At 66.3% G+C, this 24,602-nt stretch carries 20 protein-coding genes; 6 read left to right on the forward strand and 14 right to left on the reverse strand.

Going from position 1 to position 24,602, the window contains the following annotated elements:
• Positions 1–190: 190 nt before the first annotated feature.
• The 9 genes from ABCR88_RS17335 to gspG all read right to left on the reverse strand — a co-directional run bounded on the left by ABCR88_RS17335 (position 191) and on the right by gspG (position 11,655).
• Positions 191–1,369 (reverse strand): substrate-binding domain-containing protein, encoded by a 1,179-nt coding sequence (locus tag ABCR88_RS17335; protein ID WP_077934022.1) that lies wholly within the window; start codon positions 1,367–1,369, stop codon positions 191–193.
• 125 nt (positions 1,370–1,494) lie between these two features.
• The gene (locus ABCR88_RS17340; protein ID WP_015635437.1) at positions 1,495–2,673 is read right to left on the reverse strand and encodes a substrate-binding domain-containing protein; all 1,179 of its coding nucleotides are present in this window, start codon (positions 2,671–2,673) and stop codon (positions 1,495–1,497) included.
• Between the two features lie 542 nt (positions 2,674–3,215).
• On the reverse strand, positions 3,216–4,427 hold the full coding sequence (gene gspF, locus ABCR88_RS17345; protein ID WP_011061051.1) for a type II secretion system inner membrane protein GspF: 1,212 nt from the start codon (positions 4,425–4,427) through the stop codon (positions 3,216–3,218).
• On the reverse strand, positions 4,427–5,848 hold the full coding sequence (gene gspE / locus ABCR88_RS17350) for a type II secretion system ATPase GspE (RefSeq protein ID WP_015635436.1): 1,422 nt from the start codon (positions 5,846–5,848) through the stop codon (positions 4,427–4,429). Before gspE ends, gspF begins: the two co-directional genes overlap by 1 nt.
• A 223-nt stretch (positions 5,849–6,071) precedes the next feature.
• A complete protein-coding gene (gene gspD / locus ABCR88_RS17355; protein WP_350402849.1) occupies positions 6,072–8,450 on the reverse strand; it encodes a type II secretion system secretin GspD in 2,379 nt (792 codons plus the stop codon).
• The gene (gene gspM, locus ABCR88_RS17360; protein ID WP_350024056.1) at positions 8,447–9,013 is read right to left on the reverse strand and encodes a type II secretion system protein GspM; all 567 of its coding nucleotides are present in this window, start codon (positions 9,011–9,013) and stop codon (positions 8,447–8,449) included. Before gspM ends, gspD begins: the two co-directional genes overlap by 4 nt.
• The gene (gene gspL, locus ABCR88_RS17365; protein WP_350402852.1) at positions 9,006–10,220 is read right to left on the reverse strand and encodes a type II secretion system protein GspL; all 1,215 of its coding nucleotides are present in this window, start codon (positions 10,218–10,220) and stop codon (positions 9,006–9,008) included. The genes gspM and gspL overlap by 8 nt, the downstream gene beginning before the upstream one ends.
• On the reverse strand, positions 10,217–11,197 hold the full coding sequence (gspK, locus tag ABCR88_RS17370) for a type II secretion system minor pseudopilin GspK (protein ID WP_236186657.1): 981 nt from the start codon (positions 11,195–11,197) through the stop codon (positions 10,217–10,219). Before gspK ends, gspL begins: the two co-directional genes overlap by 4 nt.
• Positions 11,198–11,205: 8 nt before the next feature.
• On the reverse strand, positions 11,206–11,655 hold the full coding sequence (gene gspG, locus ABCR88_RS17375) for a type II secretion system major pseudopilin GspG (protein ID WP_011061045.1): 450 nt from the start codon (positions 11,653–11,655) through the stop codon (positions 11,206–11,208).
• A gap of 148 nt (positions 11,656–11,803) precedes the next feature.
• On the opposite strand from gspG, the gene gspI reads away from it, so the two are divergent.
• Positions 11,804–12,190: a type II secretion system minor pseudopilin GspI gene (gspI, locus tag ABCR88_RS17380; protein ID WP_011061044.1), complete on the forward strand. Its 387-nt coding sequence runs from the start codon at positions 11,804–11,806 to the stop codon at positions 12,188–12,190.
• A 3-nt stretch (positions 12,191–12,193) separates the two neighbouring features.
• Here gspI and ABCR88_RS17385 read toward each other — a convergent pair whose 3' ends face one another.
• Complete coding sequence (locus tag ABCR88_RS17385; RefSeq protein WP_015635431.1) at positions 12,194–12,634, reverse strand: type II secretion system protein N; 441 nt, start codon at positions 12,632–12,634, stop codon at positions 12,194–12,196.
• A gap of 118 nt (positions 12,635–12,752) precedes the next feature.
• Here ABCR88_RS17385 and ABCR88_RS17390 point away from each other — a divergent pair, with 118 nt between their 5' ends.
• Positions 12,753–13,214, forward strand: a complete 462-nt coding sequence (locus ABCR88_RS17390) for a GspH/FimT family pseudopilin (RefSeq protein ID WP_011061042.1) — start codon at positions 12,753–12,755, stop codon at positions 13,212–13,214.
• On the forward strand, positions 13,211–13,822 hold the full coding sequence (gspJ, locus tag ABCR88_RS17395; RefSeq protein WP_015635429.1) for a type II secretion system minor pseudopilin GspJ: 612 nt from the start codon (positions 13,211–13,213) through the stop codon (positions 13,820–13,822). The genes ABCR88_RS17390 and gspJ overlap by 4 nt, the downstream gene beginning before the upstream one ends.
• Before the next feature lie 126 nt (positions 13,823–13,948).
• Here gspJ and ABCR88_RS17400 read toward each other — a convergent pair whose 3' ends face one another.
• Genes ABCR88_RS17400 through ABCR88_RS17410 form a run of 3 tightly spaced genes read right to left on the reverse strand, consistent with a single transcriptional unit; the run spans position 13,949 to position 16,135 of the window.
• Positions 13,949–14,899: a FecR domain-containing protein gene (locus tag ABCR88_RS17400; RefSeq protein ID WP_015635428.1), complete on the reverse strand. Its 951-nt coding sequence runs from the start codon at positions 14,897–14,899 to the stop codon at positions 13,949–13,951.
• Positions 14,900–14,936: 37 nt separating this feature from the next.
• Positions 14,937–15,482, reverse strand: coding sequence for an RNA polymerase sigma factor (locus ABCR88_RS17405; RefSeq protein ID WP_011061039.1), 546 nt, complete (start codon positions 15,480–15,482; stop codon positions 14,937–14,939).
• Positions 15,479–16,135, reverse strand: coding sequence for an STN domain-containing protein (locus tag ABCR88_RS17410; protein WP_077935012.1), 657 nt, complete (start codon positions 16,133–16,135; stop codon positions 15,479–15,481). Before ABCR88_RS17410 ends, ABCR88_RS17405 begins: the two co-directional genes overlap by 4 nt.
• A 244-nt stretch (positions 16,136–16,379) precedes the next feature.
• On the opposite strand from ABCR88_RS17410, the gene ABCR88_RS17415 reads away from it, so the two are divergent.
• From ABCR88_RS17415 to ABCR88_RS17425, 3 genes are all read left to right on the forward strand, one after another.
• Complete coding sequence (locus ABCR88_RS17415; RefSeq protein ID WP_011061037.1) at positions 16,380–16,694, forward strand: hypothetical protein; 315 nt, start codon at positions 16,380–16,382, stop codon at positions 16,692–16,694.
• A gap of 286 nt (positions 16,695–16,980) precedes the next feature.
• A complete protein-coding gene (locus ABCR88_RS17420; protein WP_350402857.1) occupies positions 16,981–18,345 on the forward strand; it encodes a hypothetical protein in 1,365 nt (454 codons plus the stop codon).
• Between the two features lie 366 nt (positions 18,346–18,711).
• Complete coding sequence (locus ABCR88_RS17425; protein WP_350402859.1) at positions 18,712–19,434, forward strand: META and DUF4377 domain-containing protein; 723 nt, start codon at positions 18,712–18,714, stop codon at positions 19,432–19,434.
• A gap of 97 nt (positions 19,435–19,531) precedes the next feature.
• Here the strand turns inward: ABCR88_RS17425 and ABCR88_RS17430 are convergent, their stop codons facing one another.
• The gene (locus ABCR88_RS17430) at positions 19,532–24,391 is read right to left on the reverse strand and encodes an NAD-glutamate dehydrogenase (RefSeq protein ID WP_077934015.1); all 4,860 of its coding nucleotides are present in this window, start codon (positions 24,389–24,391) and stop codon (positions 19,532–19,534) included.
• Positions 24,392–24,602 lie beyond the last annotated feature (211 nt).

Raw genomic sequence — 24,602 nt, forward strand, 5'->3', positions numbered from 1 at the left:
CCTTTGTTATGACGCCCACGGGAGCGCGACGCTTGTAGGGCCCAGGGCGCGCGTCACTGCTTTAGGGGATAGGCCGTTGGCGCGAGGCGCGACCGAACGGATGTCACGGAAAATTCATCTTTGGGGTGCAGGGTGTCGCCCCTGCCCCTGCGTGCCACGGCGGCAGGCAGGGGCAAGCGGCGCTGGCCGGCTAGAAAGGTCGGCCAATGGCGTTGCAGATATTGGGGTTGCCGATACTGCGCAGGCTGGCGGGCGTCACGAAGGCGTTCCGTATCGCAGCCTTCCAGATCGCCGGCAAGGGTTGCAGGTTGTTGTTGAGCAGTGCCGCATCGTTAGTGACCAGCGAACCGTACTGGCGGGCAAAGAACGCCCGCACCTGGGCGGTTTGCGTCGCATCGGCGTAGCACTGGCTGAAAATCGCGGTGCTAAAGCCCAGGATCGGATACCCGACGCTGGGAAATGGCACCACCGAGGGGTCATTGCCATCGAACGAAGCGGCGAACACCGGTACCCACCTGATGGGGTCGCTGAACGGGCCGGTCGATAGGTTCGCCGTCGGCGGGCTGATCAGGCTGATGGCGTTGACGATGTTCGCCGGTGTTGGGGCTATCCCCCCTACCCGCGCTACCTTGCTGCCATCTTCCAGCCCGGCAAGGGTGCTGGATGCGTGGCTCGAACCGATGAAGGTCACACTCCCCGGGGTTGCATTGAGCACTTCCATGATCTGGGGGCTGCCCTGCGCGCTCTTGGCGGTCTGTGGCACCGAGGCTGGATAAGCGTTGGCGAAGAACCGGGTCACCGCGAAAGGCCCGGCCGGTTCAGAGCACTTGGCATTGAGAAAACGGGTAAACAGCTCGGTGGTGCCACTGGGCCCTTGCGGGTAGACCACCGTCAGTGGTCCGTAAGTGCCTGCACCGCTCGACAGGTACTCCCAACGGTCCAGCCGGCCCGAGAAGATCCCGCACACGTCATTGACGCTCAGGTCCAGGTTGCCAATGCCGGCCTTGTTGAAGCGGATCGCCACCGCCGTGGCGGCGACGGGCACCTGGATCAACGGCCCCCAGCTCGCGCCATGGGCCATGGAGTAGCCGTCGAGCTCGCTGCCTCTCAACTTCGATTCAGTGGCCACCCAGTGCACGTTCCGGGCAGGGGCGCCCGGAATCAGGCGGTTGTAGTCGTTGTTCAGAAAGGCTTCCTTGTCCCCGAGATCAGAGCCGATGTAGGGCGCAAAACCCGCCGTCAGTACCCCGGGCGCCAGGTAGTACGACTGCGGCAGCGTCGACCCGCCACCGTTGATATCCGCCAGGGCCAACTGGGCACATAAGGCGCTGCCCACCAGTGACGTGGCTAACCAATGCATTTTGAACATGACATGACTCCTGTCGTATCAGGACGGGCGAGCACTCGTGCCGGACCGTTGTGCCGAGCATGAAAAAAATCAGCAACGGTCGAAACCGTTGCTGATCCGGGTGCTGCAGGTATCGGACGCGAGAGTTACAGCGGACGGCCGATGGCGTTGCAGACGCTGGCGTTACCGATGCTCAGGCCACTTGAGGCAGTGACGAACGAGTCACGTACTGCGGTTTTCCAGGCAGCTGGCAGAGGCACGAAGCGGTTGTTGTTGATGGCGGTGTCGTTGTTCACCAGGGCACCGTAGTGACGGCTGAAGAAAGCCCGTACTTGCGAAGTCTGGTTAGCGTCGGCGTAGCACTGGCTGAAGATCAGGTTGGTGAAGCCCAGGATTGGGTAACCGCTGGTTGGGTACAGGCGCAGGCTCTTGTCGCTTGGGTTGGCGTCGATGTTGGCCTGGGAAGTGAAGACAGGAACCCACAGGTTCTGGTCGCCACGAACAGTGGTATCAGGCACGGCAACCGCGGCGATAGCCGAGGAAACGTTGGCAGGCGCCGGGGAAACGCCAGCCACCTTGGCCACCTTGGTAGCGTCGTCCAGGCCGGCCAGGGTCGGCGCGGCGTAGTCCGGGCTCATGTAGGTGATGCGACCGTCGCCAGCGTTCAGCGCGTCCATGACGCCTTGGCTGGTAACAGCGGCAACCGCACCGGCAGGCAGGCCGCCGGAGTAGCTGGAAGCGAAGTTGGTGGTCACGGCGAAGGTGCCGGTCTCGGCGCACTTGGCGTTCAGGAAGCGGGTGAACAGCTCGGTGGTGCCGCTGCTTTCATTGCGGTAAACCACGGTGATGGCGCCGGTACGGCCCGAACCTGCAATCTGGCTCCAGTCGGAAACACGGCCCGAGAACACGCCGCACAGGTCGTTGACGCTCAGGTTAACGGCAGCAGTGCCGGCCTTGTTGAATGGAACGGCAACCGAAGTGGCTACCGAAGGCACCTGGATCAGCTTGCCCCAGGCCGCTTGGTGATTGTCTTGATAACCTTTGAGCTCTGCTGCGCTGAGCTTGGAATCGCTACCGGCCCAGTGCACGTTCTTGCCAGTGGTGCCGGCCACGAACTTGGTGTAGTCGTTGTTCAGGAAGGCAGCCTTGCCGTTGCCGCTGCCTACGCCGATGTAGGGAGCGAAGCCGGCGGTCAGTACGCCAGCGGTCTGGTACAGCGGTTGTGGCAGGGTTGCGCCACCGCCGTTGATATCAGCCATTGCAGCCTGTGCCGAGCACAGGGCAGCCAGGGTCAGGGATGCCGCGAGAACGTTGCGCTTAAACATGAAGAATCTCCTTTCGTCGTGTTCGTACGTTGGGTGAATAGCTCTTGCATGACGCCATGGCACTCGGGCCAGAAGCCTTGATCCAGACGGCTTGATGGGTGAGGCCATGGGGAGAGAAGTTCGCAGTTTCCGGTGACAGATAAAGGAAAAAACCTCGGGAGAAAGCGGCTGTTTTTGCAAAAGATTCTCGGGTGTTTGCCGGAGGTTTTCGCGCCTTTCCCGGGAAAATGACCGCCAGGTTGCCGGGGCTGGAAGCGGCATTGCCCTGCAAGCGCCGAGGGGGCTGGCCACCGGGTCTGAACATGACAGAACGAGGAACCCGAGGTTGGCCCGTTGCCCGGTCGGGAGTGAGGCAGGCGGCGCGAAATTTTATGGCTGCCCTGCCCTGTGCTTCGGACCACCGCTGCGCTCTCGTAGGAGCCGGCTTGCCGGCGAAGAGGCCCGCCAGCCTTGCATCGCCGCTGCCGACGCCTTCGCTGGCAAGCCAGCGCCTACGGACCGGGCCAGACCGGGCCGGACCGGGTCAGGTCGGGTTGTGCGGTTCAGGTGACCAGTTGGTTGATCTCGATGATCGGCAGCAGTACCGCCATCACGATCACCAGCACCACACCGCCCATCACCACGATCATCAAGGGTTCGAGCAAGGCGGTCATGCCCATGGCCCGACGCTCGATATCCCGCGACAGGGTCTGCGCCGCCCGTTCCAGCATCGGCGGCAAGGCGCCGGTCTTCTCGCCGCTGGCGATCAGGTGGATCAGCACCGGCGGAAAGACTTTCTCCACCCGCAGCGCCGCCGCCAGGTTGGCGCCTTCGCGCACCTTGGCCGTGGCCTCGCTCACGCTCTGGCTCAGGCGGTCGTTGGACAGGGTCTGGCGCGCCGCTTCCAGGGCCCGCAACAAAGGCACCCCGGCGCTGCCGAGGATCGCCAGGGTCGAGGCAAAACGCGCGGTGTTCAGCCCCAGGACAAAGCGCCCGATCAGCGGCAGGCGCAGGATCCGGCTGTGCCAGTTCAAGCGCGCCCGGGGGTTGCGCAGGTACACCCGCCAGCCCCAGAACCCGGCGACCATGGCGGCAAAGCACAGGCCGCCCCAGGCACGGATGAAATCACTGGCATTGAGCATGGCCAGGGTCAGCCCCGGCAGGTCCTGGCGCGCCTGGGAGAAGGCACTGACCACCTGAGGCACCACATAGCTGAGCAGGAAGATCACGATGCCGATGGACACCAGCCCCACCACCCCCGGGTAGATAAAGGCGGTGAGGATCTTGCCCCGCAGGCCGTTGCGCTCTTCGATGTAGTCCGCCAGCCGCTCCATGACCTGGGCCAGGTCGCCGGACTCTTCGCCGGCGGCAATCAGCGCCCGGTAGATCTCCGGAAAATCCCTGGGCCGCGCCGCCAGGGCCTCGGCCAGGCGCATGCCGCTGCGCACATCCGCGCGCACCGCGCTCAGGGTCTGGGCGATGTGCTTGCGCTCGGCCTGCTCCACCGTGGCGCTCAGCGCGGCCTCCAGCGGCAGGCTGGCCCCCAGCAGGCTGGCCAGCTGGCGGGTGGCCCAGGCCAGGTCGTTGTCCGAGAGCCTGGGGCGCAGCAGCCCCCCTGCTCCGCCGTCGCCGCCGTTGCCATCGAGCTGCACCAGCAAGGCGGTCAGGCCGCGGCTGCGCAGGCTGGCGAAGGCCGCGCCCTGGCTGTCGGCTTCCAGGTGCCCGGATTCGATCTTGCCGAGGGCGTCGGCGGCTTCATAGCGATAGCGATTCATCAGGCGTCCCGTGTCACACGCAGGATTTCTTCCGGCGCGGTGGCGCCACTGCGCACCCAGCGTTCACCGTCCTCGCGCATGCTGAACATCCCCGCCCGGCGCGCGGCGGCACGCAGGGCCTGCTCCTCGGCGCCCTGGTGGATCAGGCTGCGCACATCGTCATCAATGCAGAACAGCTCATGGATCCCGGTTCGCCCGCTGTAGCCGATGTGGTTGCAGGCCGGGCAGCCCACCGGGCGCCAGGTGCCGGGGTTGGCCGGGTCCTGCTCCTTGCACTGGCTGCACAGGCGCCGCACCAGGCGCTGGGCCAGCACCCCGAGCATCGACGAGGCCAGGAGAAACGGCTCCACCCCCATGTCGATCAGGCGGTTGACCGCCGACACCGCGTCGTTGGTGTGCAGGGTCGCCAGCACCAGGTGCCCGGTGAGCGAGGCCTGGACCGCGATCTGCGCGGTCTCCAGGTCGCGGATCTCGCCGATCATGATGATGTCCGGGTCCTGGCGCAGGATCGCCCGCAGTGCCAGGGCGAAGGTCATGTCGATCTTGGCGTTGACTTGGATCTGGCTGATGCCCGGCAGGTCGTATTCCACCGGGTCCTCGACGGTGAGGATATTGCTGGTGCTGGCATCCAGCCGGGCCAGGGCCGCGTAGAGGCTGGTGGTCTTGCCGCTGCCAGTGGGCCCGGTGACCAGGACGATGCCGTGGGGCTGGCGGATCAGGGTATCCAGGCGCGCCAGCAGGTCCGGGTCCATGCCCAGGGTTTCCAGTTGCAGGCGCCCGGCCTGCTTGTCCAGCAGGCGCATCACCACCCGCTCGCCATGCCCGGTGGGCACCGTGGACACACGGATATCGATGGGCCGCCCGGCCACCCGCAGGGCGATGCGCCCGTCCTGGGGCAGGCGTTTTTCGGCGATGTCCAGCTGGGCCATGATCTTGATCCGCGACACCAGCGCGCCGTGCAGCGCCTTGCGTGGCGACACCACGTCGCGCAGGGTGCCGTCGACCCGGTAGCGCACCACCGAATGGGTCTCGAAGGGTTCGATATGGATATCGCTGGCCTCGTCCCGCGCGGCCTGGGTGAGCAAGGCGTTGATCATGCGGATTACCGGGGCGCCGTCCTGGGTGTCCAGCAGGTCGGTGATTTCCGGCATGTCCTGCATCAGGCGGTCCAGGTCCACCTCGTTCTCCGCCGCCCCGACCACCGCTGCTGCGCTGCCGGTGTCGGCGTAGGCGGTGGCCAGCAGGCCGTCGAGTTCCTCGTCGCGAATCCGCTCCAGGCGCGCCGGGCCGAACTGGCGGCGGGCTTCGCTGATGGACCAGCCAGGCGTCGAGGGGCACACCAGCAGTACCGCGCCCTGCTCGGTGTGGCGCAGGAGGATGCGCTGGGACTTGGCCCAGGCGTAGGGCAACTGGGTGGTCATGGCTGTGGCTCCTTGTGGGGTGCGGCGCCATTGCGTGGGTTGCCACGGTGAAACCCGCGATGCCCGCCGGCCTGGAAAAGAATGGGGGCATCCTCCATAAGGAGGCGCTGGCTTGCCAGCGCAGGCGCCAGCAAGATCAGCGCTCGATCCACGGGCCTCTTCGCCGGCAAGCCGGTGCCTACGAAGGGCTTGGCAGCCCGGATTTGGGGCCCCTTTGCCCCGTTCATTGCACCGGCACCGCGCGAATCGGCGCCCGCGGCGTCTGCGGTACGCCCTGCAGGGACACCGGCACTGCCCCGGGGATCGCCTTGCTCGCCGCCGGCAGTTGCGGCGCCTGGATATCCGGCATCACCCAACTGCGCTCCGGCTGCAACTGGCCCTGTACCCGGCGCATGAAGTCATAGCGATTGAGGGTAATGCTGCGCCCCGCGCCACTGTCGCGAATGATGTAGGGCCGCAGGAACACCATCAGGTTGGTCTTGGTCACGCTGCGCTTGTCGTTGCGAAACAGCACCCCGAGCCCGGGGATGTTCGACAGCCACGGCACTGCGTCGTTGCTCTGGCTGTAGCCGTCCTGCAGCAGGCCGCCGAGCACCATGATCTGCCCGTCATCCAGCAGGATGCTGGTGTCGATCGCCCGCTTGTTGGTCACGGTGCCGGCGTCCACCGAAGCCCGCTGGTCGACGCTGCTGACCTCCTGGTAGATGTCCAGCTTCACCGTGCCGCCTTCGGAGATCTGCGGCCGCACGTTGAGCTTCAGGCCCACCTCTTCCCGCTGCACGGTCTGGAACGGGTTGTTGCTGGTGCCGCCACCGCCGGTCACATAGCTGCCGGTGACAAAGGGAATGGTCTGGCCGACGAAGATGCTCGCCGCCTCGTTGTCCAGGGTCAACAGGTTGGGCGTCGACAACACGTTGGTGCCGCCCTTGCTCTTCAGGGCCCGGGCCAGGACCTTGAGGTCCAGCACCTTGCCGATCCCCGGGATGTCCACCGTGCCGCTGACCACGCCGACGTTCAGGCCCTTGGGCAACACGTCGATGCTGGTCTTGCTCGCCGGCGTGCCCACCAGCCCGCTGCCGCCGAGGTTGACCCCGCCAAAGCCGCCGCGCCCGCCGAGATTGCCGGCCTGCCACTGCACGCCGAACTCGCTGGCATCGTCTTCGCTGACTTCGACGATCAGGCTCTCGATCACCACCTGGGCGCGACGCTGGTCGAGCTGGTCGATGACCTCCCGCAGGTTGCGGTACAGCGGGTCCGGCGCCGAGATCAGCAAGGTGTTGGTGGTGGCATCGGCCTGGATGGTCACGCCACCGGCACTGAAGGCGGTGTTCTGGTCATTCTGCTGGCCCGTGCCGCCCTGGCCGGCGCTGCTGCCCTGGCCGTAGGCTCCACTGCCGCTGCTGTTGTTGAGGTTGCCACTGGCGGTGGGCGTGCCGCTGCTGTTCTGGCTCGCACCCTGGGCGCCCTGGCTGTTGCCGCCCATGCCGCTGAGCATGGCCCGGGCGCCGTCGCTGCCGGCACTGTCGCTTTCCCCGGTGAGCAGCCCGCGCAGGGCCTGGGCCAGCTTGCCGGCCTGGGCGTTGCGCAGGTACACCACGTGCAGGTTGCTGGGGTTGCTCTGGGCGTTGTCCAGTTTGTAGATCAGGTTGCGCGCCAGTTCGGTGCGCTCCGGGCTGCCGGCACGGATGATGATGGAGTTGGAGCGCGGGTCGCCGATCACGCTGATCTTCTGGGTCTGGTCGGCGCCCTGGGTTTCCAGCAGTTCGGCGACCATGGTGGCGATGTCCACGGCGATGCCGTTCTGCACCGCCACCACATCGGTGTCGATGGCGCTCGGGGTGTCGATGCCGTTGATGATCTGCGCCACCCGCTGCAGGTTCTCCGCGTAGTCGGTGACCACGATGGTGTTGTTGCCCGGGTAGGCATTGATCGGGTTGTTCGGCGAGACGATGGGCCGCAGCACCGGAATCAGGTTCACCGCATTTTCATATTGCAGGCGGAAGGTGCGGGTCAGCATGCCGTTGCCCGCCGGCTTGTCGGCGCTGTAGATCGGCCCGCCCAGCAGCTTGGCGTCGGCTTCGGGCACTACCTGGGCCACCCCGCCCACGTCCACCACGGAGAAACCCTGCATGCGCAGGGCCGCCAGCAGCATGTCGTAGGCCTGGTGCGCCGGCACCTGGCCTTCGCTGACCAGGGTCAGGTTGCCCTTGACTCGCGGGTCTACCAGGAACTGCTGGCCGGTGGAACGGGACAGCGCGCGCACCACCGCCTGGATATCGGCGTCGACGAAGTTCAACTGCACCGGCTGGTCACCCAGTGGATTGCGCGGCACGCTGGTGCTGCGCGACGTGCCCTGGGCGCGGCTGCTGGTCACCGGGTGCAGGACTTTCGGCCGCTGCGCCTGTTGCGCCTGCAAGCGCTCGCGGTCCGCCAGCAGATCGCCGCTGCGCCGGGTGTCGGCCAGGGGCTGGCCCAGCTCGCTGTCCACCAGCAAGGGCGGCGGCGTGGTGGAGGTGGTGTTGCTGCAAGCCCCCAGCGCCAGCAGCAGAAAAGGTGCGGCCTTGCGACACTGGCGCACGTAGTTGGAACCTGACCACTTCATGAAGCTTCCTTAGCGCCCTGCGCCTGATCCATGCGAACGGTCCCGGACAGTGTGCCTGCCGAGTCTTGGGCGGCGGCCGCGTCTGCGCGTTGCAGACGAGCCTCCACCACCTGCAGTGAAAACTGCCGGGGAGCCCCCAGCAGCCAGCCGACCACGGCATCCGCCGGGGCCTGCTCAAAGGTCAACCGCCAGCTCTCGGGGCCGGCTTGATCCGCGTGTTGCAACTGGTAGCGACCCTGGAGCCCGGCCGCATCCAGGGCCTGGCGCAGGGCCTGTTCCAGGCTTTCGCCCGGGGCATTGCGAGGGCCCGCCGCGACCTCGTGCAGCAGCACTTCCAGGGCCTCGGCCTGGGAGCGCAGCTTGGGTGTCTCGGCTTGCCAGTAGTCGATCTTCTTCAGCGGCGGCTGGATCAGCAGCAACCACAACAACAGCCCCAGCAACCCCAGGGCAGAGGCCCCCAGCAAGCGCTTTTCCCGCAGGGCCAGGCCGTTCCAGTGACCCAGGGCCTGGGCCTGCAGGCGCGACCAGCGCGCCCGATACGGCGCCAGCATGGCCTTATTCATTGTCTTCTCCCGTTGCCTCGCCAGTGCTCTCTTCGGCTGGAGCCTGCCCCGGGGCCAGGCTCCAGCCATTGCCCTGGGCCTGCACGCTGTAGCCGGCCTGGATCAGGGTCCCCTGCCAGGCGCTGTCGGCGGTTTTCGGGGTGTCTGGCAACAATTGGAGCTGCAAGCGCTGCCCGGAAAAATCCAGGCTTTGTACGCTGCCCACCATGAACGGCATGGCCAGCCCCGCCTGGGCCAGCAGGTGGGCGAAGCCCTGGCTGGGGTCCGCCGCAGCGCCGCTCTGGCGCGCCGCCAATTGCTGGCGAGCCTGTTGCAGCGGGTTGAGCACCACCGGCAATTCGGGGAATACCTGCTTTACCCGCTGGCTCATCTGCGCCTTGAGCCGCTGCCCCTGCTCTGCCTCGCGGGCGGCGTACAGGTTCAGGCCCAGCACCCAGACCGCCACCGCCAGGGCACAGCAGCCCAGGGCCCGGCCCCAGCCCTGGGGGGCGCGGGTGCCGGCCAGCGCGCCGCTGTGCAGGCCCCAGGAAGGCGGCGTGCCGCTCCAGCGCAATTGCGCCGGCAGGGGTTCTGGCGCTGGCAATGGTTGCCCCGGCAGCGCTGGCACTTCGCCGATCCAGCACAGCTCGCTGGCGCTGGCGCGCAACTGCTCCAGGGTCTCGGCCACCAGGGGCTGCACGCTGCCCTGGGTGGCGCTGTGGCGCACCAGCAACTGCTCGTCCAGCAGGCACAGGTTGACCTGCCCCGGGGGCGGCACCGCCAAGGCGTAGGGCGCCGGGTACAGGCCGGCGAGCTTCAACCCGGCCTGCTCCAGCAGCCGCCCCAGGGCCTGCAGGCGTTCCCGGGGCAGCCAGCTCAGCGCCACCTGACCCTCTGCATCGCGGGGGCCGTGGGCCACATGCATCTGTTCACCGGGGCCGAGGATCAGCGCCTGGGCAGCGCAGGCCACCGCGGCCTTGATCCGCGCAGCGGACAATTGCGGCAATGGGATCTGGGTCAGCAGGCTGTCCAGTGGGTGCAGGAAACACTCCACTGCGGGGGGCTTGTCCCCCTTGCCCGGCAACCCCAGCTGGCCCAGGGCACAGCAACCGGTATCCGTGACCCGCCCGCCGCGATCGAGCCTTGCAAAATCCACTCGGCACTGCTGCGGCTGCTCGGTGCCGAGCAACAAATCCAGGGGCGGCAGGCCGATGCGCAGGCGGCTCATGCGCCCACCCGCGACCAGATCACCTGGGGCATGCGGTCCTCGGGACGGTGCAGCAGCGCTTGCAGGCTGACCCGGCGCTGATCACGGCGGGCCTGGCCCTGAAGCAGGAACCACTCGCTGGTGATGCCGACCTTGATCTGGTCCACCTGCAACTGCGGCAGGCGCAGGCGATTGACGAAGTCGCCACGGTTGATGAACCAGTGCCCGGCGTCACGCTCGGCCACCAGGGCCCGGGCCCGGGACAGATCCAGGCCCGGCACCGCCGCCACCAGCACCTCGGCGCTGGCGGTGTTGCCGTTGATCCAGGTATTGCCCGGCAGGATGCTCACGTACGGCTCCAGGCGCGCCAGCAGTTCCGGGGTCACGCCCTCAAGGCCCAGCAAGTCGTCCAGGCTGCGCAGCATCGGCTGCCTGGGCGCCAGGGTCTGCGCCGCAGCGCCTGCCGAGGTCTGGCGACCGCTGTTGAAACTGCCATGGCTGCTGGTGGCGGCTGGCGCCTGCAGGCGCTGGGGGTAGGAAGCGATCACCCGCTGGCTGATGCGCCGTCCCAGGGCGCCGTCGATGCCGATCAGTTGGCACAACTGCTGGAAGCTCTGCAGTTGCCCCGCATCCACCTGCTGGTTGAACACCAGGTTGCGCAGGTTGAACTTGCCCTGCAGGTCTTGCAGGTGGCCCTGGAACCCGACGTTGAATCCACCCAGGGCCTGGTCGCCGATGGGCCGCGCCCAGGCCTGGTCGAGGCGTGTCAACACATCACGCTGGCGCGCATCCCAGAGCAGTTGCCGGCTGTACTCCAGGCCGCCCTGAAGCACCCCGGCAGCGACGATACGCGCCTGTTCGGCTTCCACCGCGCGGGTGAAAGAGGTTTGCCGGGTGAGCATGCCCCCGGCGATCACCGCCACCACCGCGGCGATCAGCAAGGCGCTGATGATGGCCATGCCACGCTGCTTCGCCGCACTGGGCGAATGGGCTTTCACGACCGGCCCTATAGTTGCCAAGAGCCGATATCAGCATTCACGCCGTCGCCGTCGGGCTGGCCATCGGCGCCGAGGGAAAACACATCCACTTCGCCGTTGGCACCGGGGTTGAGGTAGTGATACGGGCGGCCCCAGGGGTCATTGGGCAGACGTTCCAGGTAGGAGCGCCAGTTGCTGTCCTTGGCATTGGCCGGGCGCTCCACCAGCACCTTCAGGCCCTGGTTCATGTTCGGGTAGCTGCCGTGGTCCAGGCGATAGAGCTTGAGGGCCTGCATGAGCCCGGCGATGTCCTGCCTGGCCGCCGTGGCCCGTGCCTGGTCCGGGCGATCCAGGACCTTGGGCACCACCATGGCTGCCAGGATCCCGAGGATCACCACCACGACCATGATCTCGATCAGGGTGAAGCCACGCTGGCCGCGCAGGCCTCGGGGCGGGGATGTTACAGGCGCGATATCCATCTCGACATTCCTTGGCGTAAGTTCGATTCGTCGCGCAGTGTTGCAAGAAGATATGTCAGTGGTATTGAAAAACCTCGGGAGTTTCGGTCGCCATTCGGTCAAGCCCGCAGGCTAGTCTGCGAGGCTGTTTCCCGGTCTCGAGCGGCCCATGCAAGCCCTGCGCAAACAAGCTGGTTTCACCCTGATCGAAGTGCTGGTGGCCCTGGCCATCATTGCCGTGGCGATGGCTGCGGCGGTGCGCGTGGCGGGCCTGATGACCCAGAGCAATGGCCTGCTGCGGGACAAATCCCTGGCCTTGCTGGCGGCCCAGAGCCGGGTCGCCGAAGTGCGCCTGGAAGGCCGCCTGAACAGCGGCGTGAAGAACCTCGACTGCGACCAGGGACGGCTCAAGCTGCGCTGCGAAACCCGCATCGCCCCGGGCAGTGCGCCGGGGCTGGTGCGGGTGCAGGTGCAAGTCAGCGACCGCAGCCGCGAGGCGCCGCCGCTTGCGCGCCTGGAAACCCTGGTCAGCCGGCCGCAGGTACAACGCCAATGAGGCTTAGCGGGTCAACCGCGGCAGCTCCGGCGAGTCCGGCAGCTTGCTGACCTTGATCCGCGATTGCTCGGCGCCGCGCTCGATCAGCACGCCGTCGGCCTCGATCGCAGCCAGGCGCACACCCTGGGTCAGGGTTTCCCCGGCCAGGAAGCTGCGCGGCGGGCCATCGTTCAGATGCAGGATCGCCACCGCGCCACGGGCCCCGGCCATGACCCCGGACACCTTGATCTGCACCTGGGCCGGCTGGTTGGCAAACCACTGCAGGGCCGGGTTGTCGGAACGCGCGGCCAGCACCTGGGGCGCCACCGCCGGGGTCTGGGATTCGGCCGGGGTCAGCAGCAGCGACGACCAGGTGGCGACCCCACCCAGGGCCGCCAGCAAGGCCGCGTACTGCAGCAGTCGAGGGGCATCAAGGCGCGGGGCGAATGACATGGCACGTAGCATCGGGGGGACCTCCTGTTTGTCCGTACCCCCAGCCTACCGCTCAATTCTCACGGTTTTATTTCACCGGACGATCATCTGCGTCTGGCAGGCTGGTCCGAGGGCCAAGGAGTGCAATCCGATGCAGGCAGGCAAGCAACAAGGCTTCACCCTGATCGAGCTGATGGTGGTGCTGGTGATCATTGGCATTGCCAGCGCGGCCGTGGGCCTGAGCATCAAGCCCGACCCGCTGCAGCTGCTGCGCAAGGACGCCGAGCGCCTGGCGCAACTGCTGCAAGTGGCCCAGGCCGAAGCCCGCGCCGATGGTCGGCCGATCACCTGGCGAGCCACGGCCAAGGGCTTTGCCTTCAGCCGCCACAGCGAATCCGGAGGCGGCATCGATGACTTGCGTGGCGACCCCCAACTGCGCCCCCGGGCCTGGGAAACCCCGGCGCTGCAAGTGCGCATCGAACCCAGGCAGCGCCTGGTATTGAACGCCGAATGGATCAACCCGCCGCTGCGCCTGGTGTTGTCCGACGGCCAGCACAGCCTGAGCCTGGAACGCAGCGCCGCCGGCCAACTGCGGGTGGTGACCCAGCCATGAAGCGTCGGCAGCAGGGGTTCACCCTGATCGAAGTGATGGTGGCGATCATGCTGATGGCGGTGGTCAGCCTGATTGCCTGGCGCGGCCTGGACAGCGTCACTCGGGCCGACAGCCATCTCAAGGCCAGCACCGAACAGACCGAAGAACTGCTGCGCACCCTCAACCAGCTGGAACGTGACGTGGCCCTGCGTGCCGGCACCCAGCTGCGCGAGCCGGCCCTGGGCGACAGCGAAGAAGCCGAGCCCGACAGCCCGGCCCCGCTGAGCGTGCGCAGCTCCGACAGCAAGGGCTTTCGCCTGGAGGTGATACGCAGCGCCGCCACCCCGGGGGATGGCTTGCAACGGGTGCGCTGGTGGCTCAAGGGCGACACCCTGTACCGCGCCGTGGCCGAGCCCCGCGACCGCTACCCTTTGCCCGCGCCGCGCGACGGCGTGGCGGTGCTGAACCGGGTCAGCGACCTGCAAGTACGGGTCTGGGATGCCGACAAAGGCTGGCGCCAGCTCAGCGGCAACCGCCAGGACAGCCCCCTGGGCCTGGAGATCCGCCTGGTGCGCCAGACGCCCCAGGGCGAAGAGCGCTACCGGCAAGTGCTGGGGCCGTTGCAATAACCCTCTCCCGTAGGAGCCGGCTTGCCGGCGAACCGCGTAGCGGCCAGGCCCTGAGAATTCGGCAAATAGCGCCGGCCCCTTCGCTGGCAAGCCAGCTCCTACAGGGGGCTGTTGGTGTTTCGCGGATCAGCTCAGGAGCACCACGCCGCCAGGCAGTTCGGTGCACTTGGCGCCGTAGGCGTCGCGGATCAGCAAGGCCACGCCGGCCAGCTGGTTGAGGTTGAAACGCGCCTGGACCTTGCGCTTGCCCAGTTCGGCATTGAGCAGCACCAGCATTCCCGGGCGGTAGCGGTTGATCTCGCTGATCACCGTGTTGAGGCTGGCGTTGTCGAACACCAGGACCTGTTCGCGCCAGGCGATCACGCTGTGGATGTCCACCACCTGGGGCTCGCCGATGCTGCGCGGGTCGTAGGTCAGCTGGCGGCCGCTGTCCAGGCCAATACTGCGCCCGGCCACGTCCACTTGCAGGCTGCCTTCGATGCAGGTGACGCACACCTGGTGGTCGGTGTTGCGCAGGTTGAAGCGCGCCTGGCGCGCGCTGAGCCAGCCCTCGCCGGCCTGGACCTTGAGCGGCTGCAGGCGCTGGCTGAAGACTTCCACTTCGCCTTCCAGCAGTTCGATGCCCTGCTCGCCCGCGCCCAGGTCACGCCGGCTGATGCGGGTCTGGGTGTTGAGCTCCAGGCTCACGCCCTCGGCCAGATCCACCCGGCGCTGTTCGCCGACTTCGGTGGCAAAGTCGGCGGTCAATCCGGCAAAGCCGCCCGGCACCGTGAGCCGCACCATGAACAGCGCCGCCGAGGCCGCCAGGGCGCCGCCAAGAAAGGCCCGGCGGCCAAAGTGCCGCGGCCGCGCTTGCTGCTCCAGCAGCGCCGCTGCCGGTTGCAGGCAATGCCACAGGGCCTTGGTCTGCTCGAAGGCGGCCGCGTGCTGCGGGCTTTGCCCACACCATTGGCGCAGCGCCCGGGCATCGGCGGCGGTGGCCCGCCCCGACGTCAGAAGGACCAGCCAGTCCCGGGCTTCGCTCAGCAACTGCTGGTCCGCCGAGGCCTGGGGTGTGGAGATGCTAAAAATGTTCAAGCGCGCAGGTACTCACGGATTGATCAGGGCTCTTTGTCTAGGACGGTTTTCCGGCCCCGGGACCGAACCGCTGAATGACTTTTCTTTCCAGGCGCAGGGCGCAATGGCCGAGGGCCGCCTTGAGTTCCTTCTCCACCATCCGTGTGGAAATGCCGAAGCGCTGGGAAATTTCCAGGTGCGGCGCCTCTTCCAGGCGCGCGGCAATGAAGATCTTGCGGCGCCGCGCCGGGAGTTCGTAGAGGGCCTTGAGCAGGGTCTGGATTTCCTTCTGGCCACCCACTACCCGCGAGGGGTCCTGGGCTTCGTCGGCGATCTGCAACAGCTCCTCGACCTCATCGCCGGTGAGCAGGCGGGCATCGGACTGGCGCCGGTCGGCGGCAATGTTCAGCGCCATGCGGTACAGGTAGGCATTGGGTTGCGCCAGGTTCGGCGGCTCTTCCATGCGGTCGACCCGCAGGTAGGTTTCGTGCAGGACGTCGTTGGCCAGGTCCTCGGACCCCAGGCGCCTGCGCAAGCGCACCCGAAAATCCTCGTAGGACGTCAGGAACAGCCTGACCATCGCACTGTGTCCGGTATTTTTCATACCCCGGAAGCTCCTTCCCATTCCTTGCAGTCCATGCGTTTCCCTGTCGTGTCCGGTATCAAGAGTAAGGTCAGCGGCTGGCGCAACGAGCTCGGTGCCTGGCGCTCGACCCGGGTCTGGGCCAGGCGCTGCACCAGCGCCTCATCCCGTTGCAGGTCGCCGGTGGAACTCACCAGGCGGCTGTGTTGCACCGCTCCGTCGCCGCCGATCCACAGTTGCAGCAAGGCGCGAAAGCTCCCCGGCCGAGTCAGCGCCGAGCCGCACAGGCTGCGTTCCACCGCCCGTTGCAGGGCGCTGGCGTAGCTGCTGTTGAGCCGCGCCGCACGACTGCCCGCCGCGCCGGGCTGCACGGCCGGCTGTGTGGCCTGCGGCACCTGCAGGGTGAAAGCATCGCTGCGGGCGTAGCGGGCCATCAGGCCACTGCCGGCCAACAACCGGCTCAGGCCTTCCCGGGCGCTGTAGTGACCGTTGATCCCCACCGAGCGCCGGCCCCGGGTCAGCTCCCGGTCCACCAGCACCGCCATCCCGGTGGCGCGGCTGAACAGCTCCAGGGCATCCGCCAGGTTCTGCGCCGGTATATCCAGTGCCAGCAGGGCCTGTGAATCCACCCGCGGCGGCCCGCCGGGAGGGCCCTGGGCCCAGCCCGCCGGCATCCACAGCAGCAGCCCGAGCGCCACCACACAGGTCGCCAAGCCCCCGTGCAATGAAGTCCATCGCCCGACCTGCGCTCTGCGTCGCTGCACTGCGGTCCAATCCCTGAAAAGCGTCATCCTGAGGCCAGTTTATGAATCTGGTGTTACGGCCACGGCAAAAAAACCATCACTTTTTCAGGCCGGGCTTTGCACTACACTCGGCCGGCATCGAAGCCCGATTCCCCGGGCCAGCCAGGAGGCCAGGATGAAACGATTAAGCCGATACAGCGCAGCCCTGTGGCTGCTCAGCGCCCTGCCCTGGACGCTGCATGCCGAAGAAGCCAGCGAGGGCTGCGTGGAAGTCAGCGTCGGCGGCTACAAGGCCCCCGACTACAACTGCCTGAGCAAACAGATGGGCAACAACCCGGACGCAGTGAAGGCGGCCCAGGCCAACCAGCAGGCCCTGGAGGACCCGGTGAACAAGCGCCCACCGAATCAGGTCGGGCTCTCGACGCCGGCGGCCACCGGCGTGCGCATGGGCAACACCTTTGGCACCTCGGTCAAACCGCAACGGCCCTGAACGGCGCCGCGGGCGGCCGATTGCCGGGCCGCTACCCGCCACCGGGCCCGTCCCAGGGCCCGCCTGGACAGCGGCGAAGGCAGCGGGCGACGGTCGCCCCGTGGCCAATCGCGCACTGCGCCGCGCCCCCTTGATCAGCCCCTGCCCGTATACCGGGCGTTAACCCCGGGCGCGCTAGATTGCCGAGCCTTGAACCCCGGTGCCGGCAACGGCCCCGAACACGGCGCGTGGATGGCGTTCGCCTGCCGGCCACCCTATCATTGGTGTTTTTTTGCGTGTTGGACGCATGGAAGACTATAAAAAGCTGATCCTGCAGCGCCCCTGCCAAAGCATTTTCCTGATTGCCCTCGCGCTGTTCATGGCGCTGCAGTACAAACCGGCAGTCCTCAACTACACCACGCGCTTCGTCGACTTTGCCGACTACATGCTGCAGCACGGCATGACGCTGTTCCCCATTGCCGACGATCTGCAGCCCTACCCCGACTACACCATCGCCAACACGGTGCTGGTCTATCTGGCGTCGCTGCCCTTCGGCCAGCTGTCCGTGCTGTCGATGGGCCTGCCCTTCTGCATCGCTGCGTCGCTGATGCTGGTGTTCATCTACAAGCTGGGGGCCCTGCATGAGCGCAAATGGGGCCTGTGCGGCGTGCTCTTTGCGCTGTTCACCTGGGCCTTCGTGGATAGCGTCAACTCCCTGGCCCTGGACATCTACCCCGCCCTGATCACCGCGGGCTGCTTCTACCTGGCCTACTCCGCCGACCTCAAGCAGCAACGCGGACGCCTGGCGCTGGTGTTCCTCGGCCTGATCCTGGGCTTTGCCCTGCGCGGCCCGATCGGCATGATCGGCCCGGCACTGGTGGTCGGCAGCTATTACCTGCTGAGCCGGCAGTGGCGAACCCTGGTCGGGTTCTCGCTGGTGAGCGGCCTGCTGTTCGCCGCCGGGGTCGCGCTACTGGCCTGGGCCGCCCACGTGCAGGGCGGCGATGCCTTCATGCAGCAAGTGCTGGAGATGCAGGGCCTGGGCCGGATCGCCAGCGATCACTCGCCGCGCTACTACTTCTACTTCAGCGCCGGGCTGATCACCTACAGCTTCACGGCGTTCTACGCCCTCTGCGTGATGGCCAGGAGCGGCCGCCAGTGGCTCGGCGCCCCGTCGCTGTCGGCGCCGCGCCTGCTGCTGCACCTGGGCGCCTGGTTCGTGGTGCTGATTGTGTTCTTCACCATCCCCAACTCGAAGAAGGCGCGTTACGTGCTGTCCATCACCCCGGCCATTTCCCTGCTGGCGGCCTACATCTTCATCGACCCCAACGGCCTGTTCAGCGCCACCCGCAGACGCCTGCTGCGCCTGAGCCTGAACCTGCCGACCATCGGCGCGTTCCTGGCGCTGCTGGTGCTGGGCTACAACAGCTTTGCCGCCCGGCCCCTGCAGCCCGACTTCGCCGGGGTGTTTTCAAGCTTTGCCCTGCTCAGCGGCGTACGCTACTGGATCGGCCGGCAGTACACCGGGCACCGGCATTACGAGGTCATCGTCCTGGCATTCGGCGTGGCGGCCTTTCTCTTGCTGGATGGGTTCTTCTTCAACGCCATCACCTATCATCTGGAACTGGCCAAAGAACCCACTCCCAAATTCCTGCCTTACTGGTTCTGGTAAGGCGGGCGTCCACACCTGGCCCGCAGCGCCCGGCCGGAAGCAGGCAACGGCGCTCATCGGCAGCGTGCAAGATTTGGTAACACTCCCGGGCACCCCCGACGATGAAACCGAACTGGCACAGTGCTGTCACATCGCAATCGGTAACGGCGGAGGTCGCCCTGCGGCGGCTTTCGGCCCACGCAGCACTGGCCCGACGACCTCACTGCCACAGGTTACCGGCCTGGGCCTGCCCCCCATGCGGCAGGCCATACTCCATCAAGGCTGAAAGAGCGAACCATGAAGCAAAACATCCTCCTCGTATCCGTCTGTGCCGCCCTGCTCCAGGCCTGTACCCCGGCTTCCACCACCCCTGAAGGATCTTCTTCCATGCCCGTCAGCTCTGCCTCCGTCAGCGCCCAGCCTGCGCTGTCCGCCTACTACTGGCAGCTGGTTGCGGCCCGCGATGCGGCGGGCAAGCCCGTCGCCGCCCTGGACAAGGGCATCGAGCGCCAGCTGCGCCTGACCTTCGCCGGGCAGAACCTGAGCATCAGCGGCGGCTGCAACCGCCAGTTCGGCGGCTTCCAGCATGAAAATGGCGTGCTCAAGGTACAGCCACTGGCCGCCACCCTGATGGCCTGCGAGCCGAAACTGATGGCCCTGGACGCACAAATCGCCAACCTGCTCAAGGGCGACCTGCGCACCACCTTCGGCGGCGACCAGTCGACCCCGACCCTGCAACTGGCCACCCAGGACGGCACCCTGCTCACGTTCGAAGGCCAGCCCACCCCGCAAACCCGCTACGGCAGCCAGGGCCAGACCCGCTTCCTGGAAGTGGCGGCCAAGACCGTCAAGTGCAGCCACCCGCTGATCCCCGACTTCCAGTGCCTGCAAGTGCGTGAGCGCCGCTACGACGACGCCGGCCTGCAACTGCCGACCCAGGACACCTGGCACCCGCTGTACCAGTCCATCGAGGGCTACGAGCACCAGGACGGCGTGCGCAATGTGCTGCGGGTCAAGCAGTACGAGTGGAAGAATGCACCCGCCGATGCCCCGTCCAGCGTCTATGTGCTGGACATGGTGGTCGAGCAGGACGCCTCGGCGGCCCACTGAGCCGAGCCACCCGCCAGCCGGCACAAACCGGCAGGCAATAAAAAAGCCCCGTATCGCAAGATACGGGGCTTTTTTGGTTCTGGGCGGGGTCAGGCCGTTACAGCACCGACTGACCGCTCATGGCCAGGTCCAGCAACTCGCGGTTGGCCACCGCATACATGGCGTAGTCGGTGCCGCTGGCGGCACGGATTTCCACCATCATGGCGCGCCAGCGATCGGCCATGCTCGCGTTCTGCTCCAGCCACAGAGCCACACGGGCCTCCATGTCATCCGGCGCATCGGCCATCTGCAGGACCTTGATGGTGATCGCCCGCTGCTGCCAGTCCACGTCATCGCGGAAGGCTTCACGCGCCGCCGCCTGCCAGTTGTTGGCCACCGGCAGATCGCTGATCTGCTGCAGGTACCACGGCAAGTCGAGGGCACTGCCCACGGCGAAGTAGGCCTTGGCCACTTCCGCCGCATCGTGGCCGGTCACATCAGCGGCCTCGATGATCGGCAGCAGGGTGTACAGGTGGGTAGTGCCTGCAACCATGCGCGCCAGCAACTCCGGCACACCGGCTTCGACATAGGCGGTGTAACGGGCTTGCCAGCCCTCGCGGGTCGGGCCTTCGAGCAGTTCGTCGAGCTTCAGGCCCAGCGCCGCCAGGTGCGGACCGAAGTGCGCAACGTCGCGCGCCGCATCCTGCTCGTTGCGCCGGCTGCGCAGGAACCAGCGGGTGGCACGACGGCCCAGGCGCATCAGCTCGTCCATCAATGCCAGTTGCACTTCAGCCGAAACCTGGTGGTCCAGGGCTTCGATCTGACGGAACCAGTGCGGAAGGTGGAAGATGTCCCGCACGATCACATAGGCACCGGCGACGTTCGCCGGGCTCATGCCGGTGGACTCCTTCAGGCGCTGCACGAAGGTGATGCCCATGTGGTTGACCAGGTCGTTGGCGATCTGGGTGCTGACGATCTCGCGCTTGAGACGATGGCGACGCATGGCCTCGGAGAACTTGGCCACCAGGCTTGGCGGGAACGCGGTCTCCATGTCACGGGTCAGGTAGTCGTCATCCGGTACCAGGGACTTGAGCAGGGCTTCCTTGAGGTCGATCTTGCTGTAGGAAATCAGCACCGACAGTTCCGGACGGGTCAGGCCCTTGCCGGTGGCGGCGCGCTCGGTGAGCTGCTCCTCGGTCGGCAGGTACTCGATGGCGCGGTCCAGCTTGCCACGGCCTTCCAGGTCGCTCATCAGGCGCTTGTACTCGGCGGCACGCTCGTAGGCACGGCGCGCAGCCAGGGACAGGGCCTGGGTCTGCTTGTAGTTGTTGCCCAGCACCAGGCCGCCGACTTCGTCGGTCATGCTCGCCAGCAGCTGGTTGCGCTGCTTGTCGGTCATGTCACCGGCCTGCACCACTTCGTTGAGCAGGATCTTGATGTTCACTTCGTGGTCGGAGCAGTCCACGCCACCGGCGTTGTCGATGAAGTCGGTGTTGGAACCGCCGCCATTGAGGCCGAACTCCACACGACCCAGCTGGGTCATGCCCAGGTTGCCGCCCTCGCCCACCACCTTGCAGCGCAGCTCGTTACCGTTGACGCGCAGGGCGTCGTTGGCCTTGTCGCCGACATCGGCGTGGCTCTCGGTGCTGGCCTTGACGTAGGTGCCGATACCACCGTTCCACAGCAGGTCCACCGGCGCCTTGAGCAAGGCGTTGAGCAGCTCGGTCGGGGTCAGCTTGTCGGCCTGGATGTCGAAGCGCTCTTTCATCTGCGGCGAGATGGCGATGCTCTTGGCGCTACGGGAGAAGATACCGCCGCCTTCGGACATGATGCTGGTGTCGTAGTCGCTCCAGGCCGAACGCGGCAGCGCGAACATGCGCTGGCGCTCGACGAAGCTGGTGGCCGGATCCGGGTTCGGGTCGATGAAGATGTGCAGGTGGTTGAACGCCGCCACCAGTTGCAGCTTGTCGGACATCAGCAAGCCGTTGCCGAACACGTCGCCGGCCATGTCGCCGACGCCGACCACGGTGATGCTGTCTTCCTGGACATTGATGCCGCGCTCGCGGAAGTGGCGCTGCACGCCAACCCACGCGCCCTTGGCGGTGATGCCCATCTTCTTGTGGTCGTAACCGGCCGAACCACCGGAGGCGAAGGCGTCACCCAGCCAGAAGCCGTAGTCGATGGCAATGCCGTTGGCGATGTCGGAGAAGGTCGCAGTGCCCTTGTCCGCCGCGACCACCAGGTAGGGGTCATCGTCGTCATGGCGCACGACGTTGGCCGGCGGCACCAGGGCGCCGTCCTTCAGGTTGTCGGTGATGTCCAGCAGGCCGGAGATGAAGATGCGGTAGCAGGCGATGCCCTCGGCCGCGATCTCGTCCCGGCTGCCGCCCAGTGGCAGGCGACGGGGCAGGAAGCCGCCCTTGGCGCCCACCGGCACGATCACCGAGTTCTTCACTTGCTGAGCTTTGACCAGGCCCAGGACTTCGGTGCGGAAGTCTTCTTCACGGTCGGACCAGCGCAGGCCGCCACGGGCAACGTTGCCGAAGCGCAGGTGCACGCCTTCGACACGCGGCGAGTAGACGAAGATTTCGAACTTGGGCACCGGTTTCGGCAGCTCTGGGATCGCGTGCGGGTTGAACTTGAAGCTGAAGTACGACTTGTTCTGGCCGTTGGCGTCGGTCTGGTAGAAGTTGGTGCGCAGGGTGGCCTTGATCAGGTCCAGGTAGCGCCGCAGGATGCGGTCTTCGTTGAGCACCTGTACGTCGTCCAGGGCGGTGAGGATCGCCTGCTCCAGACGCTGCTGCTTGTCTTCCAGGTCGTCGCTGGTGAGCTTGCGCGCCAGGTAGAAGCGGGTCTTGAACAACCGGGTCAACTCGCGGGCGATGTCGGTGTGGTTGTTCAGGGTGCTGGCGATGTAGCCCAGGTCGAAGCCCAGGCGGATCTGCTTCAGGTAGCGGGCGTAGGCACGCAGCAGCGCCACGTCGCGCCATGGCAGGCCGGCGGTCAGCACCAGGCGGTTGAAGGCATCGTTCTCGGCATCGCCACGCACGATATGGACGAAGGCGTCCTGCAGCGTGTCGTTGAGCTGCTGGATATCCAGGTCCAGGCCTTCGGCGGCGGTGAAGGCGAAGTCGTGGATCCAGAACTCACGGCCATTGTTGTGACGCAGGCGGTACGGGAATTCGCCCAGCACGCGCAGGCCGAGGTTTTCCAGGATCGGCAGCACGTCGGACAGCGCCAGCGGGGTGTCGGCGTGGTACAGCTTGCAGTGCAGCTCGCGCTGGCCGGAGACCTGGCCCAGGGGCTGGTAGAAGCTCATCACCAGCGGGTTGGCTTCGGTGAGGCTCAGCAGGTGCTGCATGTCCACCACCGCCGAATGGGCAGCGAAACGCTCGCGGTAGCCGGCCGGGAAGCCTTTGGGGAAGTCCGCCAGCACGTTGGTGCCGTGGGCTTCGCCGAAGCTTTCCACCACCAGGCTGGCGTAGTCGTCCTGCCAGCTGCGGCAGGCCTGCACCACTTCTTTTTCCAGCAGCAGCGGATCGATGTCGATGCGCTGCTTCGGGTCCACCCGCAGGATCAACTGCACACGGGCCAGTACCGACTCGGAGAAGAAGGTCCAGAACTCGCAGTCGGTGGCTTGCAGGCGATCCATCAGCACTTGCTGGATCTTCTGCCGCACTTCGGTGGAATAGATGTCGCGCGGCACGTAGGCCAGGCAGTAGCAGAAGCGGCCGTAGGGGTCTTTGCGCAGGAACACGCGGATCTTGTTGCGTTCCTGGATCTGCACGATGGACATCACGGTGCTGAACAGCTCGTCCACCGGGGTCTGGAACAGATCGTCCCGGGGCAGCACTTCCAGGACCTGAGCCAGTTCCTTGCCCAGGTGCGCCTTGGCCTGGAAGCCCGAGCGCTGCTCGATGGCTTCGACCTTGCGGCGGATGTAAGGAATCACCCGCACGCTCTCGCCGTACACCGAAGAGGTGTACAGGCCCATGAAGCGGCATTCCTTGATGACCTTGCCGTCGGCATCGATCTGGCGGATCGAGACGAAATCCGGGTAGGCCGGACGGTGCACACGGCTCGGGTGCGCGGCCTTGGCGAAGGACAGCGGCGTCGGTTCGCGCAGGTAGTTGACGGCGTAGTCTTCGATGCGCAGGTCATCGCTGGTCAGGCCGGCGCGCAGCAGCTTGGCCAGGCCGAGAAAGGAGTTCGGGTCATATTCGATATGCCCGCCGTCCTGGTCGGCGCCGACCACGAATTCTTCATAGCCGAGGAAGGTGAAGTGGTTGCCCACCAGCCATTCGAGGAAGCTCTTGATCTCGGTCTTTTCTTCGGCGGCGATCGGGAACTGGCTGTTGTCGATGCTCTGGATCAGTTCCTGGACCTTGGCCTTCATCGGCTCGAAGTCGGCCACGGCGACCCGCACTTCGCCCAGTACCTGTTCCAGCTCCTTGCCCAGCACGCTGAGTTCGGCGGCGTTGGCGCAACGGTCGATCTCCAGGTACATCAGCGACTCTTGCTGGATGCCTTCGCCCTGGGTGCCCTTGGGCAGGATTTCCAGCAGCTCGCCCTTGCTGCCACGACGTACGCTGAGCACGGTGGTCTGCAGGGTGTGGATGCTGTAGCCGCGACGGTTGAGCTCGGTGCGTACCGAGTCCACCAAAAACGGCAGGTCGTGGTGCAGGACTTCCACAGCAGTGTGGGTCGACTGCCAGCCATGGCGTTCGTAATCGGGGTTGTAGACGCGGACCTGCGGTTGCCCGTGGTCGAAGCGCTCAAGCAGGCGCCAGGCAGAAAGGGTGCAGCCCGCCAGGTCGGACATGCGACGCTGGGTGAGTTCGTCCAGGGAAATGATGCCGAAGAATTGTTCAGCGAACAGCGCCACTTGTGGCAGTGCCTGTTCACTGATGTGCTGCGCCAGTGCCGCTTGCAGTTGGTGCTGGAAGTCGGCTTTGCTGGCTGCGGTGAAGAACGCCATCTGTGGTACTCCGCTTGGGCTTGTTATTGATGGAAGCGTCGCGTGCAAACCCCTCGCGGGGCGGTGCTGCATCCTGCTCCTGGTCTCGGGCAGAGGTAGCAGGATGACAGGTGGGTGAAGCTGGACGAGACGCACAGGTCACATTCACCTTCCGGGGATGGGCATCTGCAAAAACGACTGACGCTAGCCGGGAAACCGAGCGCAATGCCTT

This window comes from Pseudomonas sp. W17, from assembly GCF_040268305.1.
GTDB classification, from domain to species: Bacteria; Pseudomonadota; Gammaproteobacteria; order Pseudomonadales; family Pseudomonadaceae; genus Aquipseudomonas; species Aquipseudomonas protegens.